17 protein-coding genes are annotated in these 22,692 nt (G+C 67.2%); 13 read left to right on the top strand and 4 right to left on the bottom strand.

Features of this window, described 5'->3' with window-relative positions; all coding sequences use genetic code 11:
- Positions 1-50: 50 nt before the first annotated feature.
- The 3 genes from NQJ30_RS01235 to NQJ30_RS01225 all read left to right on the top strand — a co-directional run bounded on the left by NQJ30_RS01235 (position 51) and on the right by NQJ30_RS01225 (position 3,182).
- On the top strand, positions 51-1,865 hold the full coding sequence (locus NQJ30_RS01235; protein ID WP_255767905.1) for an acetyl/propionyl/methylcrotonyl-CoA carboxylase subunit alpha: 1,815 nt from the start codon (positions 51-53) through the stop codon (positions 1,863-1,865).
- An 18-nt stretch (positions 1,866-1,883) separates the two neighbouring features.
- Positions 1,884-2,324, top strand: a complete 441-nt coding sequence (locus NQJ30_RS01230; RefSeq protein WP_255767904.1) for a YybH family protein — start codon at positions 1,884-1,886, stop codon at positions 2,322-2,324.
- A 126-nt stretch (positions 2,325-2,450) separates the two neighbouring features.
- Positions 2,451-3,182, top strand: a complete 732-nt coding sequence (locus tag NQJ30_RS01225; RefSeq protein ID WP_255767903.1) for a glutamine amidotransferase — start codon at positions 2,451-2,453, stop codon at positions 3,180-3,182.
- A 128-nt stretch (positions 3,183-3,310) separates the two neighbouring features.
- Here NQJ30_RS01225 and NQJ30_RS01220 read toward each other — a convergent pair whose 3' ends face one another.
- Entirely contained in the window at positions 3,311-4,723 is a 1,413-nt protein-coding gene (locus NQJ30_RS01220; protein WP_255767902.1) for an MFS transporter, read from the bottom strand.
- A 271-nt stretch (positions 4,724-4,994) separates the two neighbouring features.
- On the opposite strand from NQJ30_RS01220, the gene NQJ30_RS01215 reads away from it, so the two are divergent.
- The 7 genes from NQJ30_RS01215 to NQJ30_RS01185 all read left to right on the top strand — a co-directional run bounded on the left by NQJ30_RS01215 (position 4,995) and on the right by NQJ30_RS01185 (position 14,218).
- A complete protein-coding gene (locus NQJ30_RS01215) occupies positions 4,995-6,410 on the top strand; it encodes an MFS transporter (protein ID WP_255767901.1) in 1,416 nt (471 codons plus the stop codon).
- A 1-nt stretch (position 6,411) separates the two neighbouring features.
- Positions 6,412-8,634, top strand: coding sequence for a molybdopterin oxidoreductase family protein (locus tag NQJ30_RS01210; protein WP_255767900.1), 2,223 nt, complete (start codon positions 6,412-6,414; stop codon positions 8,632-8,634).
- Positions 8,631-10,193, top strand: coding sequence for an FAD-dependent oxidoreductase (locus NQJ30_RS01205; protein ID WP_255767899.1), 1,563 nt, complete (start codon positions 8,631-8,633; stop codon positions 10,191-10,193). Before NQJ30_RS01210 ends, NQJ30_RS01205 begins: the two co-directional genes overlap by 4 nt.
- A 159-nt stretch (positions 10,194-10,352) precedes the next feature.
- On the top strand, positions 10,353-10,859 hold the full coding sequence (locus NQJ30_RS01200; protein WP_255767898.1) for a carboxymuconolactone decarboxylase family protein: 507 nt from the start codon (positions 10,353-10,355) through the stop codon (positions 10,857-10,859).
- Positions 10,856-11,869, top strand: a complete 1,014-nt coding sequence (locus tag NQJ30_RS01195) for a pirin family protein (protein WP_255767897.1) — start codon at positions 10,856-10,858, stop codon at positions 11,867-11,869. Before NQJ30_RS01200 ends, NQJ30_RS01195 begins: the two co-directional genes overlap by 4 nt.
- A 116-nt stretch (positions 11,870-11,985) precedes the next feature.
- Positions 11,986-12,687, top strand: coding sequence for a hypothetical protein (locus NQJ30_RS01190; protein WP_255767896.1), 702 nt, complete (start codon positions 11,986-11,988; stop codon positions 12,685-12,687).
- Between the two features lie 73 nt (positions 12,688-12,760).
- Entirely contained in the window at positions 12,761-14,218 is a 1,458-nt protein-coding gene (locus NQJ30_RS01185; protein WP_255767895.1) for an aldehyde dehydrogenase family protein, read from the top strand.
- A 44-nt stretch (positions 14,219-14,262) separates the two neighbouring features.
- Here the strand turns inward: NQJ30_RS01185 and NQJ30_RS01180 are convergent, their stop codons facing one another.
- Positions 14,263-14,946 carry a hypothetical protein gene (locus NQJ30_RS01180; RefSeq protein ID WP_255767894.1) on the bottom strand — a complete coding sequence of 228 codons (684 nt, stop codon included), beginning with the start codon at positions 14,944-14,946 and terminating at the stop codon, positions 14,263-14,265.
- Positions 14,947-15,011: 65 nt separating this feature from the next.
- Positions 15,012-16,430, bottom strand: coding sequence for an NAD(P)H-quinone dehydrogenase (locus NQJ30_RS01175; RefSeq protein ID WP_255767893.1), 1,419 nt, complete (start codon positions 16,428-16,430; stop codon positions 15,012-15,014).
- 117 nt (positions 16,431-16,547) lie between these two features.
- On the opposite strand from NQJ30_RS01175, the gene NQJ30_RS01170 reads away from it, so the two are divergent.
- Together NQJ30_RS01170 and NQJ30_RS01165 are read left to right on the top strand one after the other, a co-directional pair.
- Positions 16,548-17,366 carry a purine-nucleoside phosphorylase gene (locus NQJ30_RS01170; RefSeq protein ID WP_255767892.1) on the top strand — a complete coding sequence of 273 codons (819 nt, stop codon included), beginning with the start codon at positions 16,548-16,550 and terminating at the stop codon, positions 17,364-17,366.
- Between the two features lie 142 nt (positions 17,367-17,508).
- Entirely contained in the window at positions 17,509-19,362 is a 1,854-nt protein-coding gene (locus NQJ30_RS01165; RefSeq protein ID WP_255767891.1) for a phospho-sugar mutase, read from the top strand.
- A 9-nt stretch (positions 19,363-19,371) separates the two neighbouring features.
- Here the strand turns inward: NQJ30_RS01165 and nirD are convergent, their stop codons facing one another.
- On the bottom strand, positions 19,372-19,743 hold the full coding sequence (gene nirD / locus NQJ30_RS01160; protein ID WP_255767890.1) for a nitrite reductase small subunit NirD: 372 nt from the start codon (positions 19,741-19,743) through the stop codon (positions 19,372-19,374).
- Between the two features lie 291 nt (positions 19,744-20,034).
- Between nirD and nirB the strand changes: the two genes are divergently transcribed.
- Positions 20,035-22,692, top strand: coding sequence for a nitrite reductase large subunit NirB (gene nirB, locus NQJ30_RS01155; RefSeq protein WP_255767889.1), 2,658 nt, complete (start codon positions 20,035-20,037; stop codon positions 22,690-22,692).

Raw genomic sequence — 22,692 nt, 5'->3', positions numbered from 1 at the left:
CGGAACCCTCAAAATCGCGCTAGGCTCCCTGAAGGAAAGAAGGAGACGCCTTGTCAGCAATTTTGGAGCAGTCCGCAAGTCCCGTGCAGTCGAACCTCACCAAGGTGCTGATCGCCAACCGCGGCGAAATCGCAGTGCGGATCATCCGCGCAGCACGTGATGAAGGTATTGCCTCCGTTGCCGTCTACGCCGATCCGGACCGGGACGCCCTGCACGTCCGGCTCGCGGACGAGGCCTACTCCCTCGGGGGCAACACCGCCGCCGAGTCCTACCTGGTGATGGACAAGATCATCGACGTCGCCCGCCAGTCCGGTGCCGACGCCATCCACCCCGGGTACGGGTTCCTCGCCGAAAACGCGGAGTTCGCCGCAAAGGTCATCGACGCCGGCATTATCTGGATCGGCCCCGGCCCAGCCGCCATCTCTGCCCTGGGTGACAAGGTCCAGGCCCGCCACATCGCCGAGAAGGTGGGCGCGCCCCAGGTCCCCGGCACCGCCGATCCCGTGCAGTCGGCGGAGGAAATCCTGGACTTCGTGGACAAGTTCGGCCTGCCGGTGGCCATCAAGGCTGCGTTCGGCGGCGGCGGCCGCGGCATCAAGGTGGCCCGCACCCGCGAGGAGATTCCGGAACTGTTCGAATCCGCCGTCCGGGAAGCCACAGCCGCCTTTGGCCGCGGCGAGTGCTTCATCGAGCGCTTCCTGGACGCCCCGCGCCACGTCGAAACCCAGTGCCTCGCGGACGCGCACGGCAACGTGGTTGTCATTTCCACGCGCGACTGCTCCCTGCAGCGCCGCAACCAGAAGCTTGTTGAAGAGGCCCCGGCCCCGTTCCTCACCGAAGACCAGAACCGCCGCCTGTACGAGTCGTCCAAGGCCATCCTGAAGGAAGCCGGCTACCTCGGCGCAGGCACCTGCGAATTCCTCGTGGGCCAGGACGGCACCATCTCGTTCCTGGAGGTCAACACCCGGCTGCAGGTGGAGCACTGCGTGTCGGAAGAGGTCACCGGCATCGATCTGGTCCGTGAACAGTTCCGCCTGGCCCGCGGCGAGGAACTGGGCTACGGCGACCCCGAGGTCCGCGGCCACTCCTTCGAGTTCCGGATCACCGGCGAGGACCCGGGCCGGAACTTCATGCCCGCACCCGGAACCATCACCACCCTGCGGAATCCCACGGGCCCCGGTGTCCGGATTGATTCCGGCATTGAGCAGGGCGACATCATCAGCGGCAACTTCGACTCCATGCTCACCAAGCTCATCGTCACCGGCGCCACGCGTGCCCAGGCCCTGCAGCGCTCCCGCCGAGCCCTGGAGGAGATGGTTGTAGAGGGCATCCCCACCGTCATCCCGTTCGACCTTGCCGTGGTCACCAACCCCGACTTCGCGCCGGTCGAGGGTCCCTTCAAGGTGCACACCCGCTGGATCGAAACGGAATTCGTCAACGACCTTCCCGCGTGGTCGCAGGACGGCGCAGGCGCCTCCGCGGAGGACGCGGGCGAGCGCCAGCGCGTGGTGGTCGAGGTCGGCGGCAAACGCCTTGAAGTGGTGCTACCCGCCTCGCTCGGATCCATCGGCGCGGGTGCCGGGGGCGGAGCAAAGGCCGGCAAGTCCAAGAAGCGGCTCCGCTCAGGCGGCGCCGCGGCAGCCGCCGCCGGCAATTCACTGACGTCCCCGATGCAGGGCACCATCGTCAAGGTTGCCGTGGCCAACGGCGACCTGGTGGTTGAAGGTGACCTGATTGTGGTGCTCGAGGCCATGAAGATGGAACAGCCGCTGACCGCGCACCGTTCCGGGACCATTTCCGGCCTTGGCGCCGCGGCCGGCGAAACGATTGCCGCCGGCGCGGTCATCGCCAGCATCGAAGACTAGCCGGGCCGGAGGCACCCCATGCTCGCACCCAGTTTTGAAGAAGAAGTAGCCCGTTACCACCTGGCAGTTCCGGAGATCACCCGCGGCAACCCCGGGCCGGTCAAGGACCTGTATTCACGGCTGGACGACGTCACCCTGGCCAATCCCTTCGGCGGCATTGCCCGTGGCTGGGCCCAGGTGGAAGCGCGCCTGGACCAGGCGTCCAGGCAGTTCCAGGACGGCGAGATGCTGGGCTTCGACACCATCACGTCCTACACCGCACGGGACACCGCCTACCTGGTGGAAACCGAGCATTTCCGGGCCCGCCTGGAGGGTGCCCCGGTGACGGAAGAGTTCGCCCTCCGCGTCACTAGCGTCTTCCGCCGTGAAGAGGGCTACTGGAAGCTGGTCCACCGGCACGCCGACCCCGCTGCCCGCCCGCAGTCCCGGCGGTCCCTGGCCCAGCCGGCCGGAAACTAAGTGACTTCCCAACTGACTGGCAGTTAACGCTCGCAAAACACGTTTTCAGTGCGTTAACTGCCAGTCAGTTGGGTGCAGGCCGCCAGCTGCTGGCGTGCAGCCGGTGACCGCGGGCAGACTTAGCTTGTGAAGCCTTTCCTGCTCCTGGCCTCCAGGGCCGAAGATGCCGCCGCTGAGGACGAATACGCGGCCTACCTCAGGTATGGCGGGCTGGCACCGGAACAGCTTCACCGCATCCGGTTGGAGACCGCTCCCCTGCCGGCGCTTGACCTTTCCGGATACTCAGGCGTGATTGTGGGCGGCAGCCCTTTCACCTCCAGCGACCCCGCGGACCGGAAGAGTCCCACCCAACATCGCGTGGAGCACGAGCTTGCCGGGCTGCTGGACAGGATCGTGGAGCAGGACTTTCCGTTCCTCGGGGCCTGCTACGGGGTGGGAACACTGGGAAAGCATCAGGGTGCCGTCATTGACAGGACGTTCGGCGAACCCCTGGGCGGGGTGGAGATCGAACTGACCGATGCGGGCATCGCGGATCCGGTCCTGCGCGGGATGCCACGCATATTTACGGCCTTCACAGGCCACAAAGAGGCCTGCACCGCGCTCCCCTCGCATGCCGTCCTGCTCGCCTCCTCCCGAGCCTGCCCGGTCCAGATGTTCCGGATCAAACAGAACCTGTACGCCACCCAGTTCCATCCCGAGCTGGACGTCGGGGGCCTGCTCACCCGGATCGATACCTACCGCCACGCCGGCTACTTCCCGCCGGAGTCCGCGGAGGAGCTGATGGCAGCGGCCCGCGGGGTCGCCGTCACGGAGCCGATGACCATCCTCAAGAACTTCGTGGCCCGCTACGCGGGGTGAGCTTTCCCCGGTGGCGGGCGCCGCCGTCGTACGCTCCGGCCGTTTTGCCGGCCGCGAACACAGCAATGCCCGGCGCATCCCCGGAAGACCGGTGACGCGCCGGGCATTTCCGGCTCAGAACAGGGACGTCAGGCTACGTTGTTCTCGTAGTCCAGGTCCCGCGTTTCCTTGCTGACGAACAGGGCGAAGAGCGTCAGGACGGACATCACCGTGAGGTAGACACCCACCAGGACCGGGCTGCCCTTGGCCATCTCCCACAGCCAGACGGCAATGAACGGTGCCACCGCTGCGCCCAGGATGCTGGAGAAGTTGTAGCTGATGGCGGATCCGGTGTAGCGGACGTTTGTGGGGAAGAGTTCCGGCAGGATGGCACCCATGGGTCCGAAGGTCAGCCCCATCAGCGAGAAGCCGATGATGAGCAGGGCCATGGTGCCAACGAAGCCGCTGCTGAAGAGCGGTACCCACAGCAGGCCGAACACAAAGATGCCGGCGGTCACGGCGAGCAGCATTTTGCGGCGGCCGAACTTCTCGGCCAGCGGGCCCGAAACCAGGGTGAAGATGCCGAAGAACACGACGCCGGCAATCAGCATCCAGAGGAAGTCGTTGCGGGTGAAGCCCAGGCCGGGAACGAATGCTGCCGCGGCTGCCTCGGTCATCGGCTTGCCTGCCTTCTCGGCCGCGGCCTTGGCGGCGTCCAGGCTGGCGGCGCGGGTGCCGTAGGTGAGGGTGAATGTGGTCATCAGGTAGAAAAGCACGTACGTGGCGAGCATGATGAACGTGCCCAGGATGAGCTGGCGCCAGCTGGTCTTGAAGACGCGGGCCAGGGGCAGCTTGGCCACCTCTTTGGACTCGAGGACCTTGGTGAAGGCGGGGGTTTCGATCAGCTTGAGGCGGACGTACAGGCCAATGATGACCATCACCGCGCTGATGAGGAACGGAACGCGCCAGCCCCAGGCCAGGAAGGCTTCCGGTGAGAGGGTGTAGCTGGCAACGAGGAAGATCACGTTGGCAATGATGAAGCCGATGGGCGCACCCAGCTGCGGGAACGTGCCGTAGATGGCGCGCTTGTTGGCAGGGGCGTTTTCGGTGGCCAGCAGCGCTGCGCCGCTCCACTCGCCGCCGAGGGCCAGGCCCTGGGCGAAGCGCATCACTACGAGGAGGGCGGGAGCCCAGAATTCCCAACCCGGCACGAGGGCCGTGGGCAGGCAGCCGATCAGGAACGTGGCAATACCCATGGTCAGCAGGGACGCCACCAGCGTGCCCTTGCGGCCGAACTTGTCACCGAAGTGGCCAAAGACGATGGATCCCAGCGGGCGGGCGACGAAGGCCACGCCGAACACCGCGAAGGAGCTCAGCAGCTGGGTGGTCTCATTCTGGTTGGGGAAGAACAGCGCCGGGAAGACCAGCACGGCGGCTGTGGCGTAGACGTAGAAGTCATAGAACTCAACGGTGGTGCCGATGAGGCTGGCCACAATCACGCGGCCGCGCGAGTTCACCTCCCTGGGGGATCCAGGTTCCGCTGTGGTTTGTGTGGATGACATGGAGAACACTTTCATGAGAAACCGGCCGGGCGTGGTTCCGCCAGGCGTGCAGTAGTTAGAGTTCAATATTAGTTCCCGGAGTCCAGCCAATGGACAAAAGGTCCGCTATATGGACTTGTGGGATGCGTCTCACTTCCCGGACTCACCCACCGTCTCACACCCCCGGACGGCCGTCGATAGGCAAATGTCACAGCCCGTTAACACAGCACGACCGTCCGCGAAACGCGCCGTCCTTAGCGTGGAGGAACAACATTCCCCAAGGAGGCACGCCTTGACTGCTGACCGCACCGCAGATATTCGAACTACCCGAACCGCAGCCGCCCCGGCCCTGGAATTCCTTCCCGGCCGCTGGATCGCCAACTGGGACGCGGAGAACAAGGAGCAGTGGGAAGCCACCGGACGCACCATTGCCCGCCGCAACCTGAACTGGTCCATCTTCGCCGAATTCCTCGGTTTTGTGGTCTGGCAGCTGTGGTCCATTGTGGTGGTCCAACTCCCGGCAGCAGGCTTCACGTTCAGCACCTCGGAGATCTTCTGGCTGATCTCGATGCCCAGCCTGGTGGGCGCCACGCTCCGGATCCCCTACACCTTCATGGTTCCCCGCTTCGGCGGCCGGAACTGGACCATCGTGTCCGCCCTGCTGCTCCTGATCCCCGCCATCGGTCTGGGACTCTGCGTCGCCAACCCCGGAACCCCGTTCGGCGTGATGCTCCTGGTGGCGGCCCTGGCCGGTTTCGGCGGCGGCAACTTCGCCAGCTCCATGGCCAACATCACGTTCTTCTATCCGGCCCGCGAAAAAGGCTGGGCGCTGGGCCTGAACGCTGCCGGCGGCAACATGGGTGCTGCCGTCGCCCAGCTCGCCGTACCGATCGTCATCACCCTCCTGGCCGCGGGCACTGTCAACGCGGGCACCGTCAACCTGCCGCTGGCAGGCTGGATGTGGGTTCCGTTCATCCTCCTGGCCGCCTTCGGCGCCTTCAAATACATGAACAACCTCACCAGCGCCAAGGGCGACGTGGCCGGTTCCGTCGCGGCGCTGAAGGAACCGCACCTGTGGATCATGGCGCTGCTGTACATCGGCACATTCGGTTCGTTCATCGGCTTCGCCGGCGTCTTCCCCAAACTCATCAAGGACTACTTCCCGGCGTTCTCCGCCATCGGAGTGGGCACCGTGGCGCTCTCCCTGGCCTTCCTCGGCCCGCTGGTCGGCTCACTGGCCCGCCCGTACGGCGGCCGGATGGCCGACCGGATGGGCGGCGCCCGGATGACCGTGACGGCATTCGCCTCCATGGCCGTCATTACCCTGACCATGATCTGGACCCTGCCGCTGAAGAACTTCTGGCTCTTCCTGGTCCTGTTCCTGCTGCTCTTCACGGCCAGCGGCTTCGGAAACGGCGCCACCTACCGCATGATCCCGGTCATCTTCGCCACCTCCAGCCGGGCGGCCCGGAACGGTGCCGGCTCTGTGGCCACCCAGCGGCTGGCGTCCTCGGCCCTCGGCCTGATCTCAGCCATCGGCGCCTACGGCGGGTTCGTCATCCCGCAGGTCCTCAACGCGTCCAACACCGCCAGCGGCTCCTACACACCGGCGTTCTACGGATTCGTCGGAGCGTACGTCCTGATGCTGGCGGTCTGCTGGTTCTGCTACATCCGCAACGCCAACCGAAACGCGATGGGACACGTCTAACATGAGCACCAGCGCCGACACGCACTGCCCTTACTGCGCCCTGCAGTGCGCCATGACGCTCACGTCTCCTGCCCGCCCGGACGTTCCGCCGCTCGATGTCCCGCTTCTCGAAGCCCCGCCCCTAGAAGTGAGCGGACGCGACTTCCCCACCAATCGCGGCGGCCTCTGCCGCAAGGGTTGGACCTCGGCCACCCTCTTGAACCATCCAGGCCGGGTCACCCAACCGCTCCTGAAGGGCGCGGACGGCGTCCACCGCCCCATCGGCTGGGACCAGGCCCTGGCCCTGGTGACCAATGCAGTAAAGGACACCCAGACTCGCTACGGGAAGGACGCCGTCGGCGTTTTCGGCGGCGGCGGCCTCACCAACGAAAAGGCCTACATGCTGGGCAAGTTCGCCCGGCTTGCCCTGGGCACCTCCCGCATCGACTACAACGGCCGGTTCTGCATGTCCTCCGCCGCGGCGGCAGGAATGCGGGCGTTCGGCGTCGACCGCGGCCTGCCGTTCCCGCTCACGGACCTGGACACGGCCGGCACCATCCTGATGCTGGGCTCCAATGTCGCCGAAACAATGCCGCCGTTTGTGCAGCATCTCCAGGGCGCCCGCGACGCCGGCGGGCTGATCGTGGTGGATCCCCGCCGCTCCGCGACCGCAAAGTTCACGGCCGACGGCGGCGGCCTCCACCTCCAGCCCCTGCCGGGCACCGACCTCACGCTCCTGCTGGGCCTGCAGCACGTGGTGATCCACGAGGGCCTGATGGACACCGCGTACGTAGCCGAACGCACGTCCGGTTACGATGCCGTGGCCCGCAGCGTCAACTCGTTCTGGCCCGAACGGGTCCAGTCCATCACCGGCGTGCCGGCTGACCTCATCCGCGAAACGGCCCGCCGGCTGGCCGACGGCGCCCGCAAGGGCGGCAGCTACATCCTCACCGGCCGCGGTGTGGAACAGCACGTCGACGGCACGGACACCGCCACCGCCGCCATCAACCTCAGCCTGCTCCTGGGCCTGCCGGGATCGGCCCGCAGCGGCTACGGCACCCTCACCGGCCAAGGAAACGGCCAGGGCGGGCGCGAGCACGGCCAAAAGGCCGACCAGCTCCCCGGCTACCGCAAGATCACGGACCCCGCCGCGCGCGCCCACATGGCCGGCGTCTGGGGCGTCCCGGTAGAAACGATCCCCGGCCCCGGCCTCCCCGCCGTCCAATTGCTGAAGTCAATGGGAAAGCCCGACGGCGTGCGGTGCCTTCTGGTGCATGCCTCCAACATCGCCGTGGCCTCCCCCGATGCGAACGCCGTGATCGCCGGGCTCCGCAGCCTGGACTTCCTGGTGGTCTGCGACTTCTTTATGTCCGAGACCGCCGCCGAGGCAGACCTCGTCCTGCCGGTGCTGCAGTGGGCCGAAGAGGAAGGCACCCTCACCAACCTTGAGGGCCGGGTGCTCCGCCGCCGCCGCGCCATCCAGCCGCCGGCCGGCGCCCGCAGCGAGCTGTGGATCATGGCCCGGCTGGCCGAAGCATTGGAGGCGCCCTCCACCTACAGCGAGGACCCGGAGACGGTGTTCGAGGAGCTGCGCCTGGCCTCTGCCGGCGGACTGGCCGACTACTCGGGCATCGACTACGCCATGCTGGACCGCGGCGAAGCCGCCTATTGGCCGTACCCCGCCGGCAGCACCGGCACGTCGCGGCTCTTCCTCGACACCTTTGCGCACCCCGACGGGAAGGCGGTGATGACCCCGGTGGCGCCCCGCCGCCGTCGTACGCCGGTTGCTCCTCTCGCGAACGGTGCCGTCACTGCCGCGAAGACCATGACCCTTATCACCGGACGCCTCCTGGAGCACTACCAGTCCGGATCCCAGACCCGCCGCGTATCCGAACTGCTGGCCGCGCAGCCGGACGCGAAAGTGCAGATCCACCCGGCAGCAGCGGCCGCCCTGGACATCGCCGACGGCGCCCTCGTCTCCGTCGCCAACGAACGGGGCGAAGTTGTCTGCCGGGCCGAACTCAGCACCGCCATCCGCCCGGAAACGGTGTTCCTTCCCTTCCACTTCCCGGAACTCGAAAGCGCCAACCGTCTCACGGAAGCCGCCACCGATCCGATCTCCGGAATGCCCGAATTCAAGTTCAACACGGTCCGGGTCCGGGCTGCGATCAGCCATCTTGAGCACAGCGATATTGAGCATGGCGATGTTGAGCACAGCGATCTTCAAACAGCGGAGGCCTCATGAGCGAGCAGATTGTCCTTGTCGGATTCGGCCCGGTGGCGGCCCGCCTGATCGATGAACTGCTGCCCGCGGTCCGCCTCGGGCAGGTCGATCTGACCGTGGTGGGTGAGGAAGCAGAGGCCGCCTACAACCGCGTCCTGGTCGCCGATCTGGGCGTCGGCCGCACCACCGCGGACGCTCTGGCACTTTCCGACGCGGCCGCCCTGATCGCCGACGGCGTGGACGTCCGCCTGGGTGTTCGGGTCCGCCGGGTGGACCGGGCGCGGCAGCAGGTGGTCCTCAGCGATGGCACGTCAGTCCATTACGAGCGGCTGGTCTTTGCTACGGGTTCGCGTCCCGTCATCCCCAACCTCACCGGCATCAACCCGGACCCCTCCTCCCCCGTCCTTCCGGCCGGCGTCACCGCGCTCCGGGACCTGCGCGATGCCTCGGTACTGCGCGCAGCGGTCGACGGCGGCAAGCGGGTGGTGGTGCTCGGCGGCGGTGTCCTCGGCCTCGAGACGGCGCTCGCCGCTGCCGAGGAGGGTGCCACCGTCACGGTGGTCCACAACGGGCCGCATCCGCTGGGCCGCAACATCGACCGCGGCGGCGGGGCGGTCCTCGCGGCCAGCCTGCGCCAGTGCGGCGTCCGGATGGCCGGCAACGCCCGGTCCACCGGGGTGGAGCATAACGCTCCTGACGGCGGTTTCTCCGCGCTGCTGCTCGATGACGGATCCGCGATCGACGGCGACCTTCTGGTGCTGTCGTGCGGTGTCCGCCCCCGGACCGAACTCGCCGAGGGCTGCGGCCTGTCCACCGGCACGGGGATCCTGGTGGACCACCGGCTCCGCGCGCACCATGAACCGCACATTTTCGCCATCGGCGACTGCGCCGAGGTGCACTGCCCGGACCCGTCGTGCGCTGACTGCCGCACGGCGAAGGGTCCTTCCGGGCTGGTAGGGCCCGGCTGGCGCCAGGCCGAATGGCTCGCCGAATACCTGACCCTGCTCGCCACCGGAACTCCGGAGGAAGCAGACACGCTGGCAGCATTGCCCGCGGAACGGTCCAGCGTCATTGTCCTCAAGGCCCGCGGCATGAACATGGCCGTGGCCGGGGACAACGCGGCCGAGCCATGGGATGACGAAGTACTGAGCGCCGGCGCGGCCCACGGCCGTCCGCGCCTGCAGATCGCCCAGTGGGCAGACCCGGAACACGGCCGCTACATCAAGATGACCACCCGCGGCGGGGTCCTCGAAGGCCTGGTGGCAGTAGGCATGCCGCGGACGGCCGCCGAACTGGTGGGCCTGTTCGAGCGCGGTGCAGAGCTCCCGGCGGACAGGTCCCTGCTGCTGCGCCTGGATGGCCCCGACCAGCTGGCAGCGTCTGGTCCGGCCGATCCTGCCGGCACGGTGTGCCGCTGCGCCGGAGTCAGCGGAGCGACGATCCGGGACGCCGTCGAAGGCGGCTGCTCCACCGTGGCCGGCGTATCCAAGGCAACCCGGGCAGGCACCGGCTGCGGCGGCTGCCACGATGACATCAGGGGGCTCATCGAAGAACACTTCGAGCCGGCTCCCGCAGGCTGAGCCGGCTCTTGCGCACCATGGGCCCAGCGTGCCCCATTGCCTCAGGGGCAGTCTGTTGAAAAGATCATCAAGAGTTCCGCCAGGTTCGCATAGCGTTCGCACGGCGGTGCCAGGACACTGCGCCGGCCACCCGGCGTCGTCACGTAGTGAAGGAGAGTCATGGTCGGCTCATTTTTTCTGGACAAATCGGATCCCGGAAGCTGGCGGGCGCTGAACGGGCTCGCCCTGAAAGTCGCCTCGGCGGCCGAAGCAGCGGGCCTGAGCCGGGCTGTCCTGGAGCTGCTCAACGTCCGCGTTTCCCAGCTCAACGGATGCGCATTCTGCCTTGACCTCCACGACCGGCTCGCCCGTGAAGCCGGGGTCAGCACCCAGCAGTTGGCTGTGTTGCCCGCCTGGCGCGAGGCGGCCGTCTTCGATGAGACCGAACGGGCCGCCCTGGCCATCGGCGAGGCCGCCACCGCACTGCACGACGACGGGAAATCCTTCGGTGAGCTTGCCGCAGCCCGCGCCGCCCTGACTGAGGCACAGTTCTCGGCGCTGCAGTGGTGCGCGATCGCGATGAACGCCTTCAATCGCGTCTCCATCCTCAGCGGCCATCCCGTCCGCCCCCGGGCCGCCGCCGGCACCGACAGTATCCCGACGGCCACCGCAGGCGTTCACTCATGAGCAACCTCGAGGCAACCCCCGAAGAGATCATCTGCACCGAAGAACCCGGTGGCGCAGCGATCGAGTTCCTGGCCCCGCGGGAAGTCCCCCTCGGCGGCCCGCGTGCCATGCCCGTCCGGCGCACGCTCCCCCAACGGCAGCGCAGCCTCATCGGCGCCTGGTGCTTCCTGGACCACTACGGACCGGACCTAGTCCCCGAAACCGGCGGTATGCGGGTCCCGCGCCACCCGCACACCGGCCTGGCAACAGTGAGTTGGCTGTTCACCGGCGAAATCGCCCACCGTGACTCAGCAGGCTTCGAGGCGACCGTCCGTCCCGGTGAGGTCAACCTCATGATCGCCGGACGAGGGATCTCCCACCAGGAGTTCTCAACCCCGGATACTGACGTCCTGCACGGGGCCCAGCTCTGGTTCGCACTGCCCGACGCCACCCGGAACATGCCCCCGACCTTCGAGCACTACACTCCCGAACCCGTCCGGGGCGAAGGCACAGAACTGCGGGTCTTCCTCGGCTCCCTCGCCGGAGCATCCTCGCCCGTGCCCACGTACACCCCGCCGCTGCTGGGCGCAGAAGCCGTACTCCGGGCCGGCGCCCGCCTCGAGCTTGACCTGGACCCCGCTTTTGAACATGGAATCCTCCTCGACACGGGCAACCTCACCCTCGACGGCACCCCTCTGGCCGTTGACCACCTGCACTACCTTCGCCCGGGCCGGAGCACCATCGTCTTGGAAGCGGGCCAGAGCCCGGCCCGGGTGCTGCTCCTCGGCGGCGAGCCGCTGGGCGAACAGATCGTGATGTGGTGGAACTTCGTCGGACGCACCCACAACGAAGTCGTGGCCTACCGGACCGCCTGGCAGGCCGAGATCGGCGCCGAACCGGCCGACCCTCCCGCCGACGGCACCTATCCGGACGGAACCCCGTACCCTCGCTTCGGACCGTTCCCGGACGGGTACCCGTCCCCACTTCCCGCCCCGGCCCTTCCCAACGCCCAGCTGCGCGCCCGCGGCTGAAACACCAACAGCCAGCCACCAATCGCTGCCCTGCGGCCACCGGGCCTCCGGCGGCCAGGCACATAACCAAGTAACAGGAATCGTGCAAGGGGCGGCCTGCCGGTAGCATCGGGGCCATGAATGCCGACGAAGATGACGACATCACCGAAGAACTGCTCGCCGATGCGGGCAAGCTGACAGGCCTGAGCCTTGAACTGCTGGGCCTTGATCCGCACCCCGATGACATGACCCCGGAACAGCGGCTCCAGTTCGACCCGGAGGACCTGGACGAGATGGCCGCCGTCGCAGCCGGGGACAGGCAAAAGGCTGTGGGCCAGACCCGCCTCCTGGCCGGCCTCCTCTGGAACTCATCAGGCGTCCTCCTGGACCAGCTCTTCCGCGACCTCGGGTCCCTGCAGGCGCTGGATGCCGTCACCCCGCAGGAGATTGCCGCGTCCTCGGTGCTGTCCTCGCTGCCGCCCCGGTTCGCGTCCACTTACGACGCCGGGTTCACCCGGAAGTTCATTGTTGTGGCTTCGGATGTCGCTGCCTCGCTGGGCCGCGGCTGGGCCGCTCCCGGTTGCATCGCGGCAGAACTCGCCGTCCGCTGCCTGCTCGACCAGGCCGAAATCACCGAGGACATCTACGACCTGGACCTGCCCGAGGACTGGCGGGCACAGGTTGAGGAGGTCCTGTTGGAGGATGCGGACAGCCAGGCGCTGTACACCGAGCCGGAAACAGACGGCACCCCTCCCGAGGCCCCCACGAGCCTCGGTTTCGAGCAGTGGTTCACGCCCTTTGCACCAGGAGACGTGGTGCCGGCCTACGCCAGACCCTGAACAGCCCTGCGTCCGGCCCGGGCCGGACGGCTCAGCCAATCCGGTACGTCGCATCCCCACGAAAGGACAGGACATGTCTCTGCTCGATGCCTCCCTCTGGGAGGGAAAGATCTACCTCAACGGCTGGCGCCCCGGAGGCGGCGGGACAGCTGACGCCGTCGAACCCGCCACGGGCGAAACGCTGGGGACCTATGGCCTCGCCTCCGTGGACGACGTCCGCGAAGCCGCCGCAACGGCGGCGGCCGCCCAAAAGGACTGGGCGAAACTTAACCCCGAGGACCGCGCCGCTGTCCTGCGCCGCGCGGGGATGCTCTGGGAGGAGCACGCCGCCGAGGTCAAGGACTGGATCGTGCGTGAGTCCGGCGGCATCCCGCCCAAGGCCGGTGTGGAAACGCACACCGCGGCCAACGAATGCTACGACGCCTCTGCACTGCCATCCCTCCCGGCCGGGGACGTCCTCACCTCCAACGAGAATCGCTGGTCCTTCGCCCGTCGGCGCCCGGTGGGCGTTGTGTCCGTCATCGCGCCGTTCAACTTCCCGCTGATCCTTTCCATCCGGGCCGTCGCTCCGGCGCTGGCCCTCGGCAACGCCGTTTTGCTCAAGCCGGATCCGCGCACCGCAGTCTGCGGCGGGGTCGCCCTGGTCCGGATCTTCGAGGAAGCCGGACTGCCTCCCGGGCTCCTGGCACTGTTGCCGGGCGGGGCCGACATCGGTGCCGCCGTCGTCGAAGCGCCGGAGGTCAGCGTCATCGCCTTCACCGGCTCGACGGCGGCCGGGCGGAAGATCGGCGAGGCCGCCGGGCGCCTGCTCAAACACGCCCACCTGGAACTCGGGGGAAACAACGCGCTTATTGTGCTGCCCGGCGCGGACCTTGCCAAGGCCGCCTCCGCTGCGGCTTTCGGTTCCTTTATGCACCAGGGCCAGATCTGCATGGCCGCCGGCCGCCACATCGTCCACGAGGACATCTACGACGACTACGTCAGCGCGCTCGCAGAGAAGGCCACGCACCTTCCGGTCGGCGATCCAAAGACCGGGAACGTGGCGCTTGGCCCGATCATTGACGCGAAGCAACTGCACCGGGTCGACTCGATCGTCCAGGACGCCGTGAGCGGCGGGGCACGGCTCGCGGCCGGCGGAACGCACGACGGCAGGTTCTACCAGCCCACAGTCCTCGCCGACCTCGACGTGGCCAGCCCGGCATGGAAGGACGAAATCTTCGGCCCGGTGGCCCCTGTCATGAAGTTCTCCACCCCGGAGGAAGCCGTGGCCCTCGCCAACGGCAACGAATACGGCCTCTCGATCGGCATCCTGGGCGACGTGGGCATGGCCATGACCATCGCCGACCAGCTGGACTCCGGCAAGATCCACATCAATGAGCAGACGGTGTCCGACGAAGCGAACTCACCCTTCGGCGGCACGAAGAACTCGGGCAACGGCTCACGGATCGGCGGACACCATGCCAACATGGCGTCCTTCACCGAGATCCAGTGGCTCACGGTCCGGCCGGACATCGCCCCGTACCCCTTCTAGGCCGGAACCCGTTCCAGGTGCGCGGGATGCACCCCGCGTACCTGTCACACCCCGAATATCTGCCCCGCGGCCACGTAGATTCCGTATGCCCCCGCAGCCAGGAGGGCACCCAAATATGCAAGCACGAGCCGCGTGTCTCGGAGGAAGCATTTAGACCGTGCCAGGCCCCGCCGCCTAGCCTTCCAGTAGCCCGCGAATCCGAGCCCGGCGAAGACGGCCAGGGCGGCAGGTCCGGCCAGCCACCCGAGCAGGGCAACGGTGGCAAAGATGCAGAGCCGAAGCGGATCATAGGGTGCCTCGTCCGTGGGGTTCCCGGTGCCCGGATCCTGCGGGGTGGAGTGTGCTGCGGCGTTCCGGCGCACGAACTGAGACGGCTTGGGTCCTCCAATGATCATGGCCAGGGCCACCGCAGGCGCCAGCAGGTCTCCCGTGGACTCCTTGTAACGTGTCAGCCGCTTGCCAAGGTGGACGCCAAACCAGGCCCCTACCAGGCCCGCAAGGATGCTCCGGTCGCCGTTGCCCCACCTATCAGCCAGGGAAACCTGCCGGGATACGTCCCACGTGAGCAGACGCGAACCGATGCCGCCAAAAGCCACCGCGAAGCCGGCGATAGGCCATAGTCGCGGGTCGGCGAGGCCCCGCCGGCGCTTCTCATAAGCGTAGAACAGGAGGGCTGCGCCTATGGCCCAGCCCGACCATGCCGGCGTGAACCGGCGCGTTTCCCGCAAAAGGAAGCCCGATCATGTGCCGAGTGTAGCAACGGATTGCTCACCGGCAACGGACCTTTCGGCCCTTACATGTGGACGTGCAGGCGCCTCGCGGCCTCCGAGATGGAGCCGCTCAGGGACGGGTACACCGTGAACGTGCTGGCGACGTCGTCGACGTGCAGCTTCTGCTTCACCGCGATGGAGATGGCGAAGATCAACTCCGACGCGTTGGGGCCCACCACCACACCGCCGATGACGGTGCCGGAACCCTTGCGGGCGAAGATCTTGACGAAGCCGTCCTTGGCATTGCGCATTTTGGCGCGGGCGTTGCTCTTGAGGCTCAGCTTGATGACGTCCGCCTGGTACTTCCCGGACTGGATCTCGGCCTCGGAGACACCCACCGAGGCGATCTCCGGCGAGGTGAAAATGTTGGATGCCACCTGGTGCAGCTTGATGGGCATCACGGCGTCACCCAGGAAGTGGGCGATCGCGATCCGGCCCTGCATTGCAGCGACCGACGCCAACGCCAGGACACCCGTGCAGTCACCGGCGGCGTAGATGTTCGGCGCCGTAGTGCGGGAGACGCCGTCGACCTTCACGTGTCCGCTCTCGGTGAGGGCCACGCCGGCTTCCTCGAGGCCGATTCCGGCGGTGTTGGGGATGGAGCCCACGCAGACCAGGCAGTGGCTGCCGGTGACCTTCGAACCGTCACCGAGGGTGACCACCACGCCGTCGTCGGTGCGCTCCACGGTTTCGGCGCGGGAGCGGGACAGCACACGGACGCCGCGACGTTCAAAGACTTCCTCCAGCACCACGGCGGCGTCGGTGTCCGAACCGGGCAGCACGCGGTCACGGCTGGAGATCAGGGTCACCTTGGAGCCAAGGCCGTTGTAGGCGGAGGCGAATTCCGCGCCGGTCACACCGGACCCCACCACAATCAGTTCCCGGGGAAGCTCATCGAGGTTGTAGATCTGCGCCCAGTTCAGGATCCGTTCACCATCAGGCCGGGCCGTGGGCAGTTCCCGCGGGTGCGCTCCCACTGCGAGCAGGATGGTGTCAGCCTCCACCATTTCCGTGCCGTCCGCCGTCAGGACCTCGATGGTGTGGCTGTCCACGAGCCTGCCGGATCCGATCAGGATACGGAGGTTCTGGTGCTGCTGCAGCCCGGAAGTGATGTCGCGTGACTGCTGGCGGGCCAGGCCAAGAAGGCGGTCGTTGATGTGTTTAAGGTCAGCGTGCATGACAGGCACAAAGTCGCCGCCGTCGACGTCGAACTTCACTCCCAGCTCCCCCGCCTCCCCAACGCGGGTCATCAAATCCGCGGTGGCGATCAGCGTTTTGGAGGGAACCACGTCCGTGAGCACAGCCGAACCGCCGAGCCCGGCGCGTTCGATGATGGTAACCTGCGCTCCCAGGGAGGCTGCGACCATGGCAGCTTCGTATCCGCCCGGGCCACCTCCCAGGATTGCGATCCGGGGTGAGCTGAAGTCTGGGTGCGTAGTCACAATCAACCATTCTCTCCCCAATTGCGCCGGGACATCAATAAATTGCCTGATTCATGGGGCGGATCACCGGCACCGGTGACGCTGTGCACATCGGTGCCGGCACGATAGTTTGTACCAGTGAGTAATACAGACTTCCTGACCATGGACCCTTTCGACGCTGCGCGCGAGGCCGCTGAGTACATCGCCGGGAAGACCGGGGTGGCCAGCCATGACGTCGCGCTGGTCCTGGGATCGGGCTGGGCCGAAGCCGCCGACCTGATCGGCGACACCTCGGCCACCCTGCCTGCGGCCGAGGTCCCCGGCTTCCACGCCCCGGCCGTGGTGGGACACGTGGGCACCATCCGCTCCGTCCTGACCAAGGAAGGCAAGCGGGCGCTTGTCCTGGGCGCCCGGACCCACTTCTACGAAGGCAAAGGAGTCCGTGCTGTCGTCCACGGCATCCGCACGGCAGCCGCCGCCGGCTGCAAGACCCTGGTCCTCACCAACGGCTGCGGCGGCATCAACGAAAGCTGGACTCCGGGCACGCCGGTCCTCATCAAAGATCACATCAACCTCACCGGCACGTCCCCGCTCGAGGGCGCCACGTTCGTTGACCTGACAGATCTTTACAGCCCGCGCATCCGGGACCTCGCCCGTGAAGTGGACTCTTCGCTGGACGAAGGTGTGTACGTCCAGTTCTCCGGACCGCACTACGAAACCCCGGCCGAGGTGCAGTTCGCCAAGCGGATCGGCGCGGACCTGGTGGGCATGTCCACCGCATTGGAAGCCATCGCGGGCCGCCACGCAGGCATGGAGGTCTTCGGCATTTCGCTGGTGACCAACCTGGCCGCCGGCATCAGTGCCATGCCGCTCAGCCACCAGGAGGTGCTCGAGTCAGGCCAGGAAGCCGGGCCGCGGATCTCCAAACTGCTGGCCGGGATCATCGCCAAACTCTAGGCCAACGCGGGGTCACTAAACGCTCAATTCCGGGCCTTTTTCGGGCGTTAGGTGCCCCCGCGTTGGTTTGTTCGGGCGGTTTCCGGCGTCACCGGCGAGTGTCCGGGACCGTTCCGGCAGCAATGACGATAGCGTTGACCCCATGACGTCCTCCGATGCCGCCTCCTTGTACAGCCGAGCCCGCGAATGGGCTGCCCAGGATCCGGATTCCGCCACCGCCACTACGCTCACAGAGCTGGTGCAACTCGCAGAGAACGGCACTCCCGCCGCCCAGCAGGAACTGGCTGACAGCTTCAGCGGCACCCTGCAGTTCGGCACCGCGGGGCTTCGCGCCGCCCTCGGCCCCGGACCGAACCGGATGAACCGCGTGGTGGTGCGCCGGGCGGCCGCCGGACTCGCGGCATTCCTGGTTGATGTGGTCGGTGAGGCAGCGTCCGGTACCCGGCCACGCGCCGTCGTCGGTTATGACGCCCGCTACAACTCGGACATCTTCGCGGCGGAAACAGCAGCCATCTTCACGGCGGCCGGAATCGACACCTTCCTGATGCCGTCCGCGCTGCCGACTCCCCTGCTCGCTTTCGCCGTCCGTGCCCTCGATTGCGACGGCGGCGTGATGGTCACCGCCAGCCACAACCCGCCGCAGGACAACGGCTACAAGGTGTACCTTGGCCGCCACGCCGTGGAGGAAAGCGGGCGCGGGGCGCAGATCGTGGCGCCTTACGACACCCGCATTGCCGAGCGGATCGCGGCCGTGGGAACGCTCGATTCCATCGTCCTCGCCGCGGACGGCTGGACGGTGCTGGACGCGTCAGTGTCCGCGGATTATGAACGCGCGACGGCGGCCCTCGCCGATCCTGCCCGTTTCCCCGCGCGGGATCTGCGGATTGTCCTGACCCCCATGCACGGGGTCGGCGGCGAAACGGCAGTGAGGGTCTTGACTGCCGCCGGCTTTGCCGATGTCACGCTCGTGGCCGAGCAGGCAGAGCCCGATCCGGATTTCCCCACGGTGAGCTTTCCCAATCCGGAGGAGCCCGGCGCCCTGGACCTTGCACTTGAGACCGCCGCGCGCCTGGACGCGGACATTGTCCTGGCCAACGATCCCGATGCCGACCGTGCCGCGGTGGCCGCCAAGGATCCTGACACCGGCACCTGGCGCATGCTGCGCGGGGATGAGGTGGGGGCGCTCCTGGGGGCCCACGTCGTGGCCCGGCTCGCGGCCGGCAGCGGTAATCCTTCCGGCAGCGGTGCCCCTTCCGGCGGCGGTGAACTGTCAGGGAGTGCGGCACCTTCAGGAAGCGGGGCACCTTCGGGCAGCAGCGCGTCCGACGGCGGCGAACCGGCGGGTGCCGAATCCGGCGGAGTGTTCGCTAATTCCGTCGTGTCCTCGCGGCTGCTCTCGCGCATCGCCGCGGCGGCCGGCTACGCGCATGAGGAAACACTGACCGGCTTCAAGTGGATTTCCCGGGTCCCGGGCCTGCTCTACGGCTACGAGGAAGCCCTGGGCTATTGTGTGGCGCCGGATTTGGTCCGGGACAAGGACGGCATCTCGGCCGGGGTGCTCATCGCCGAGATGGCCGCCACCGCCAAAGCTGCCGGCAAGACCATCTTCGACACCCTGGATGAGCTCTACCTCCAGCACGGGCTGCATGCCAGCGACCAGCTCAGTATCCGGGTGGCGGACCTGGGCCTGCTGGACGCCATGATGAACCGGCTGCGGGTCGGTCCGCCTGAGTCCTTCGGTTCATCTGCCATTGAGACGTTTGTGGACCTGGCCGAAGGGAGCGAGCATTTGCCGCCCACCGATGGCCTGCTGTACCTGACCCGTGACCAGACCCGGGTGATCATCCGGCCCAGCGGCACCGAGCCGAAACTCAAGTGCTACTTGGAGGTCATCCGCCCGGTGGAGTCAGCGGCGGAACTTCCGGAGGCCCGGCAGGCCGCACGCGCGGCCCTGGATGCCGTGATCGGCGACGTCCGGGAAGCACTGGGGCTCTAGCGGACCAGGTCAGACCGCCACTTCGATGAAACCGTCGGAAATACGGGTGCTGAATGTCTGCAGCCGCACGGCCGCGGTGCCGAAGCATTCACCGGTTTCCAGGTCATAAACCTCTTTGTGCAGCGGCGAGGCGATGGTTGGCCTGGTGCCGCGGGAACCCAGGATGCCCCGGGCCATGACGTGGGCGCCGGTGGCCGGGTCCTCGTGGGACACAGCAAAGACCTCACCGGGACCGGTCCTGAAGAGGGCCACCTGGCGGCCGGCGATGAGTGCTGCCTCGCCCCATGCGAGCTCGAGTTCCGCCACTGCGCACACCCGGTACCAGCCGGCGGCGGTTTCCGTCGTGGCGTCGAGTGCCCCTAATTCCAGTGTTGCCGTCATGTCCGGCTCCTCTCCCTGCACTTGTCTCTCGTTGACCGGGTCTTTTGTTTACCGGGCCGTTTCCGGACCAGTACCAAACAACCTAGGCAACAGGTGTTTCAGCGGCGTGCAGTGAATGTGTCTGGCGGGTAAAAGAGAACTCACCCGGCCGGAAATCCATTCGTGATGCAGAAGTTAAGCCCACGAAACAATTGGGAAACTGAAGCGAAACTGCCCCTGCCTAGTCTGATTGGACACCTCGTCAGAGAAGGTCGCAGAGCAACCGTCTGCGGCCCATGCGAAAGGCCCACAGTGACCGAACAGACGTCAAGCACAGAGAACCCGCGCCGCATCGTCGTCGCCGGTGGCGGCCCCGCCGCCCACCGCTTCGCCGACGCCATGCATTCCCGTGGCCTCGAAGGCTGGCATGTCACGGTCCTCACCGAAGAAGCCCACCTGCCGTACGACCGCGTGGCGCTGTCCAAGGCACTCACCGATACCGGCGTGGACCTGACCCTGGGATCAGCGTCCATGTGGGACCACCCGTCCTTGGAGCTGAAGACCGGCGAGCGCGTGGTGAAGATCAACACCGACGCCAGGACCGTGGAAACCGCTGCCGGCAGCACCGTCGAATACGACCATCTGGTGGTGGCCACGGGTTCGGACGCAGCCCGCCTTCCGATCCCCGGTGCCGAGCACGTCCACGTCTACCGCACGCTCGAAGACGTGTGGGCCATCAACAAGGCCATCGCCGAACTGACCGAGAAGCTCGGCCGTAAGATCACCGCCGTCACCATCGGCGGCGGGCTCCTGGGGCTCGAGTCGGCGGCAGGCACCGAACAGCTCGGCGCCACTCCCGTGGTCATCAACGGTGCACCCTGGCTGATGAACACCCAGCTGGACGAGGGCGCCGGCCAGGCACTCGGCCGGCTCATCGAAGCCAAGGGCTTCACCGTCCACGGCGGCGTCTTCCCGTCCGAAGTTCTCGCCGACGACGCCGGCCAGGTCACCGGCGTCCTCATGGCCGACGGCCGCGTCATCGACGCCGACCTGGTCATCGTTGCCATCGGCGTCCGGCCCCGCGACGAACTGTTCCGCGCCGCTGAGGGCGAAGACCCGCTGTTCGGCCTGGGGCAGCGCGGCGGGGTGGTCATCAACGACTACTGCGCCACCGAGGTGGACGGCATCTGGGCCATCGGTGAAGTGGCCAACTTCGAAGGCATGTGCCTGGGCCTGGTTGCCCCCGCCAACACCATGGCAGAGATCGTCGCCGACCGGCTGCACGGCGGGGGAGCCACCTTCCCGGGCTTCGACACCGCCACCAAGCTCAAGCTCTCCGGCGTGGACGTGGCCAGCTTCGGCGACGCCTTTGCCCGCACCGAGCATGCCCTGGAAATCGTCTACGCCGACCCCGCCCGCGGCGTCTACCAAAAGATCGTCACCACCGACGATGCGAAGACCCTCCTGGGCGGCATCTTCGTGGGCGACGCCACCCCGTACACCAGCCTCCGTCCGCTCCTGGGCCGCGAACTGAGCGCCGAGCCCGGCGCGTACCTCACGGCAGCCGGCGGCGGCGACGCCCCGGAGACTGAACTCCCGGACGGCGCCATACTGTGTTCCTGCAACAACGTAGCCGCCGGAACCATCCGCGACACCATCAACGGGTGCGGCGCCTGCGACGGTAACGCCCCGGTCCGGGAACTCGGTGAGCTCAAGGGCTGCACCCGCGCCGGCACCAGCTGCGGGTCCTGTGTCCCGATGCTGAAGAAGCTGCTGGAAACCGAGCTAACCAAGTCCGGCGTCGAGGTTTCCAAGGCCCTCTGCGAGCACATCGAACTGTCCCGCCAGGAACTCTTCGATGCCATCCGCGTCCTGGAACTGACCTCCTTCGAAGAGATCATGGCCAAGTACGGCACGGGGGCCGGCTGCGACATCTGCAAGCCCACCATCGCCAACATCCTGGCCAGCCAGAACAGCGCCTACGTCCTGGACGCCGGCCGCGGTACCCTGCAGGACACCAACGACCGCGCCCTGGCGAATATGCAGAAGGACGGCACCTACTCGGTGGTCCCCCGCATCGCCGGCGGCGAGATCACCCCGAAGAAGCTCGGCGTGATCGCCGCCGTCGCCGAAAAGTACAACCTCTACACCAAGATCACCGGCGGCCAGCGGATCGACATGTTCGGCGCCCGGCTGGAGGAACTCCCGGAAATCTGGAAGGAGCTGGTGGACGCCGGCTTCGAATCCGGCCAGGCCTACGGCAAGAGCCTGCGCACGGTGAAGTCCTGCGTCGGGTCCACCTGGTGCCGGTTCGGCGTCCAGGACTCCGTGGCCATGGCCATCCGGCTGGAACTGCGCTACCGCGGACTCCGCAGCCCGCACAAGCTAAAGATGGGCGTCTCCGGCTGCGCCCGCGAATGCGCCGAAGCCCGCGGCAAGGACGTGGGCGTCATCGCCACCGCCGACGGCTGGAACCTGTACGTGGGCGGCAACGGCGGTGCCACCCCGGCCCACGCCCAGCTGCTCGCCAAGGACCTGGATGACGAGACGCTGATCAAATACATCGACAGGTACTTCATGTACTACATCCGCACCGCCGACCGCCTGCAGCGCACCGCACGCTGGCAGGAAGAGCTCGACGGCGGCATCAAGCACGTCGAGGATGTGGTGGTCAAGGACACCTTGGGCATCGCCGAGGAACTTGAGGCGGCCATGTCCAAGCACGTGGACACCTACGTGGACGAGTGGGCAGACACCCTGAAGGATCCGGAACGTTTGAGGAGGTTCCGTTCCTTCGTCAACGCACCGGACCAGAAGGACGATTCCATCACCTTCGTCCCCGACGAGCGCGGCCAGATGCGGCCGGCGACTCCGGAAGAGAAAGCCGCCGCCGGCCAGCAGCCGGTTCTCATCGGTGCCACTATTCCGATGCGTCCCTCCACCCCGGAACTCGAAAAGAACGAGGCATAG

The sequence above is a fragment of the Pseudarthrobacter sulfonivorans genome, from assembly GCF_024391045.1.
Classification (GTDB): domain Bacteria; phylum Actinomycetota; class Actinomycetes; order Actinomycetales; family Micrococcaceae; genus Arthrobacter; species Arthrobacter sulfonivorans_B.
This window is presented reverse-complemented; position numbering and strand designations above follow the sequence as displayed.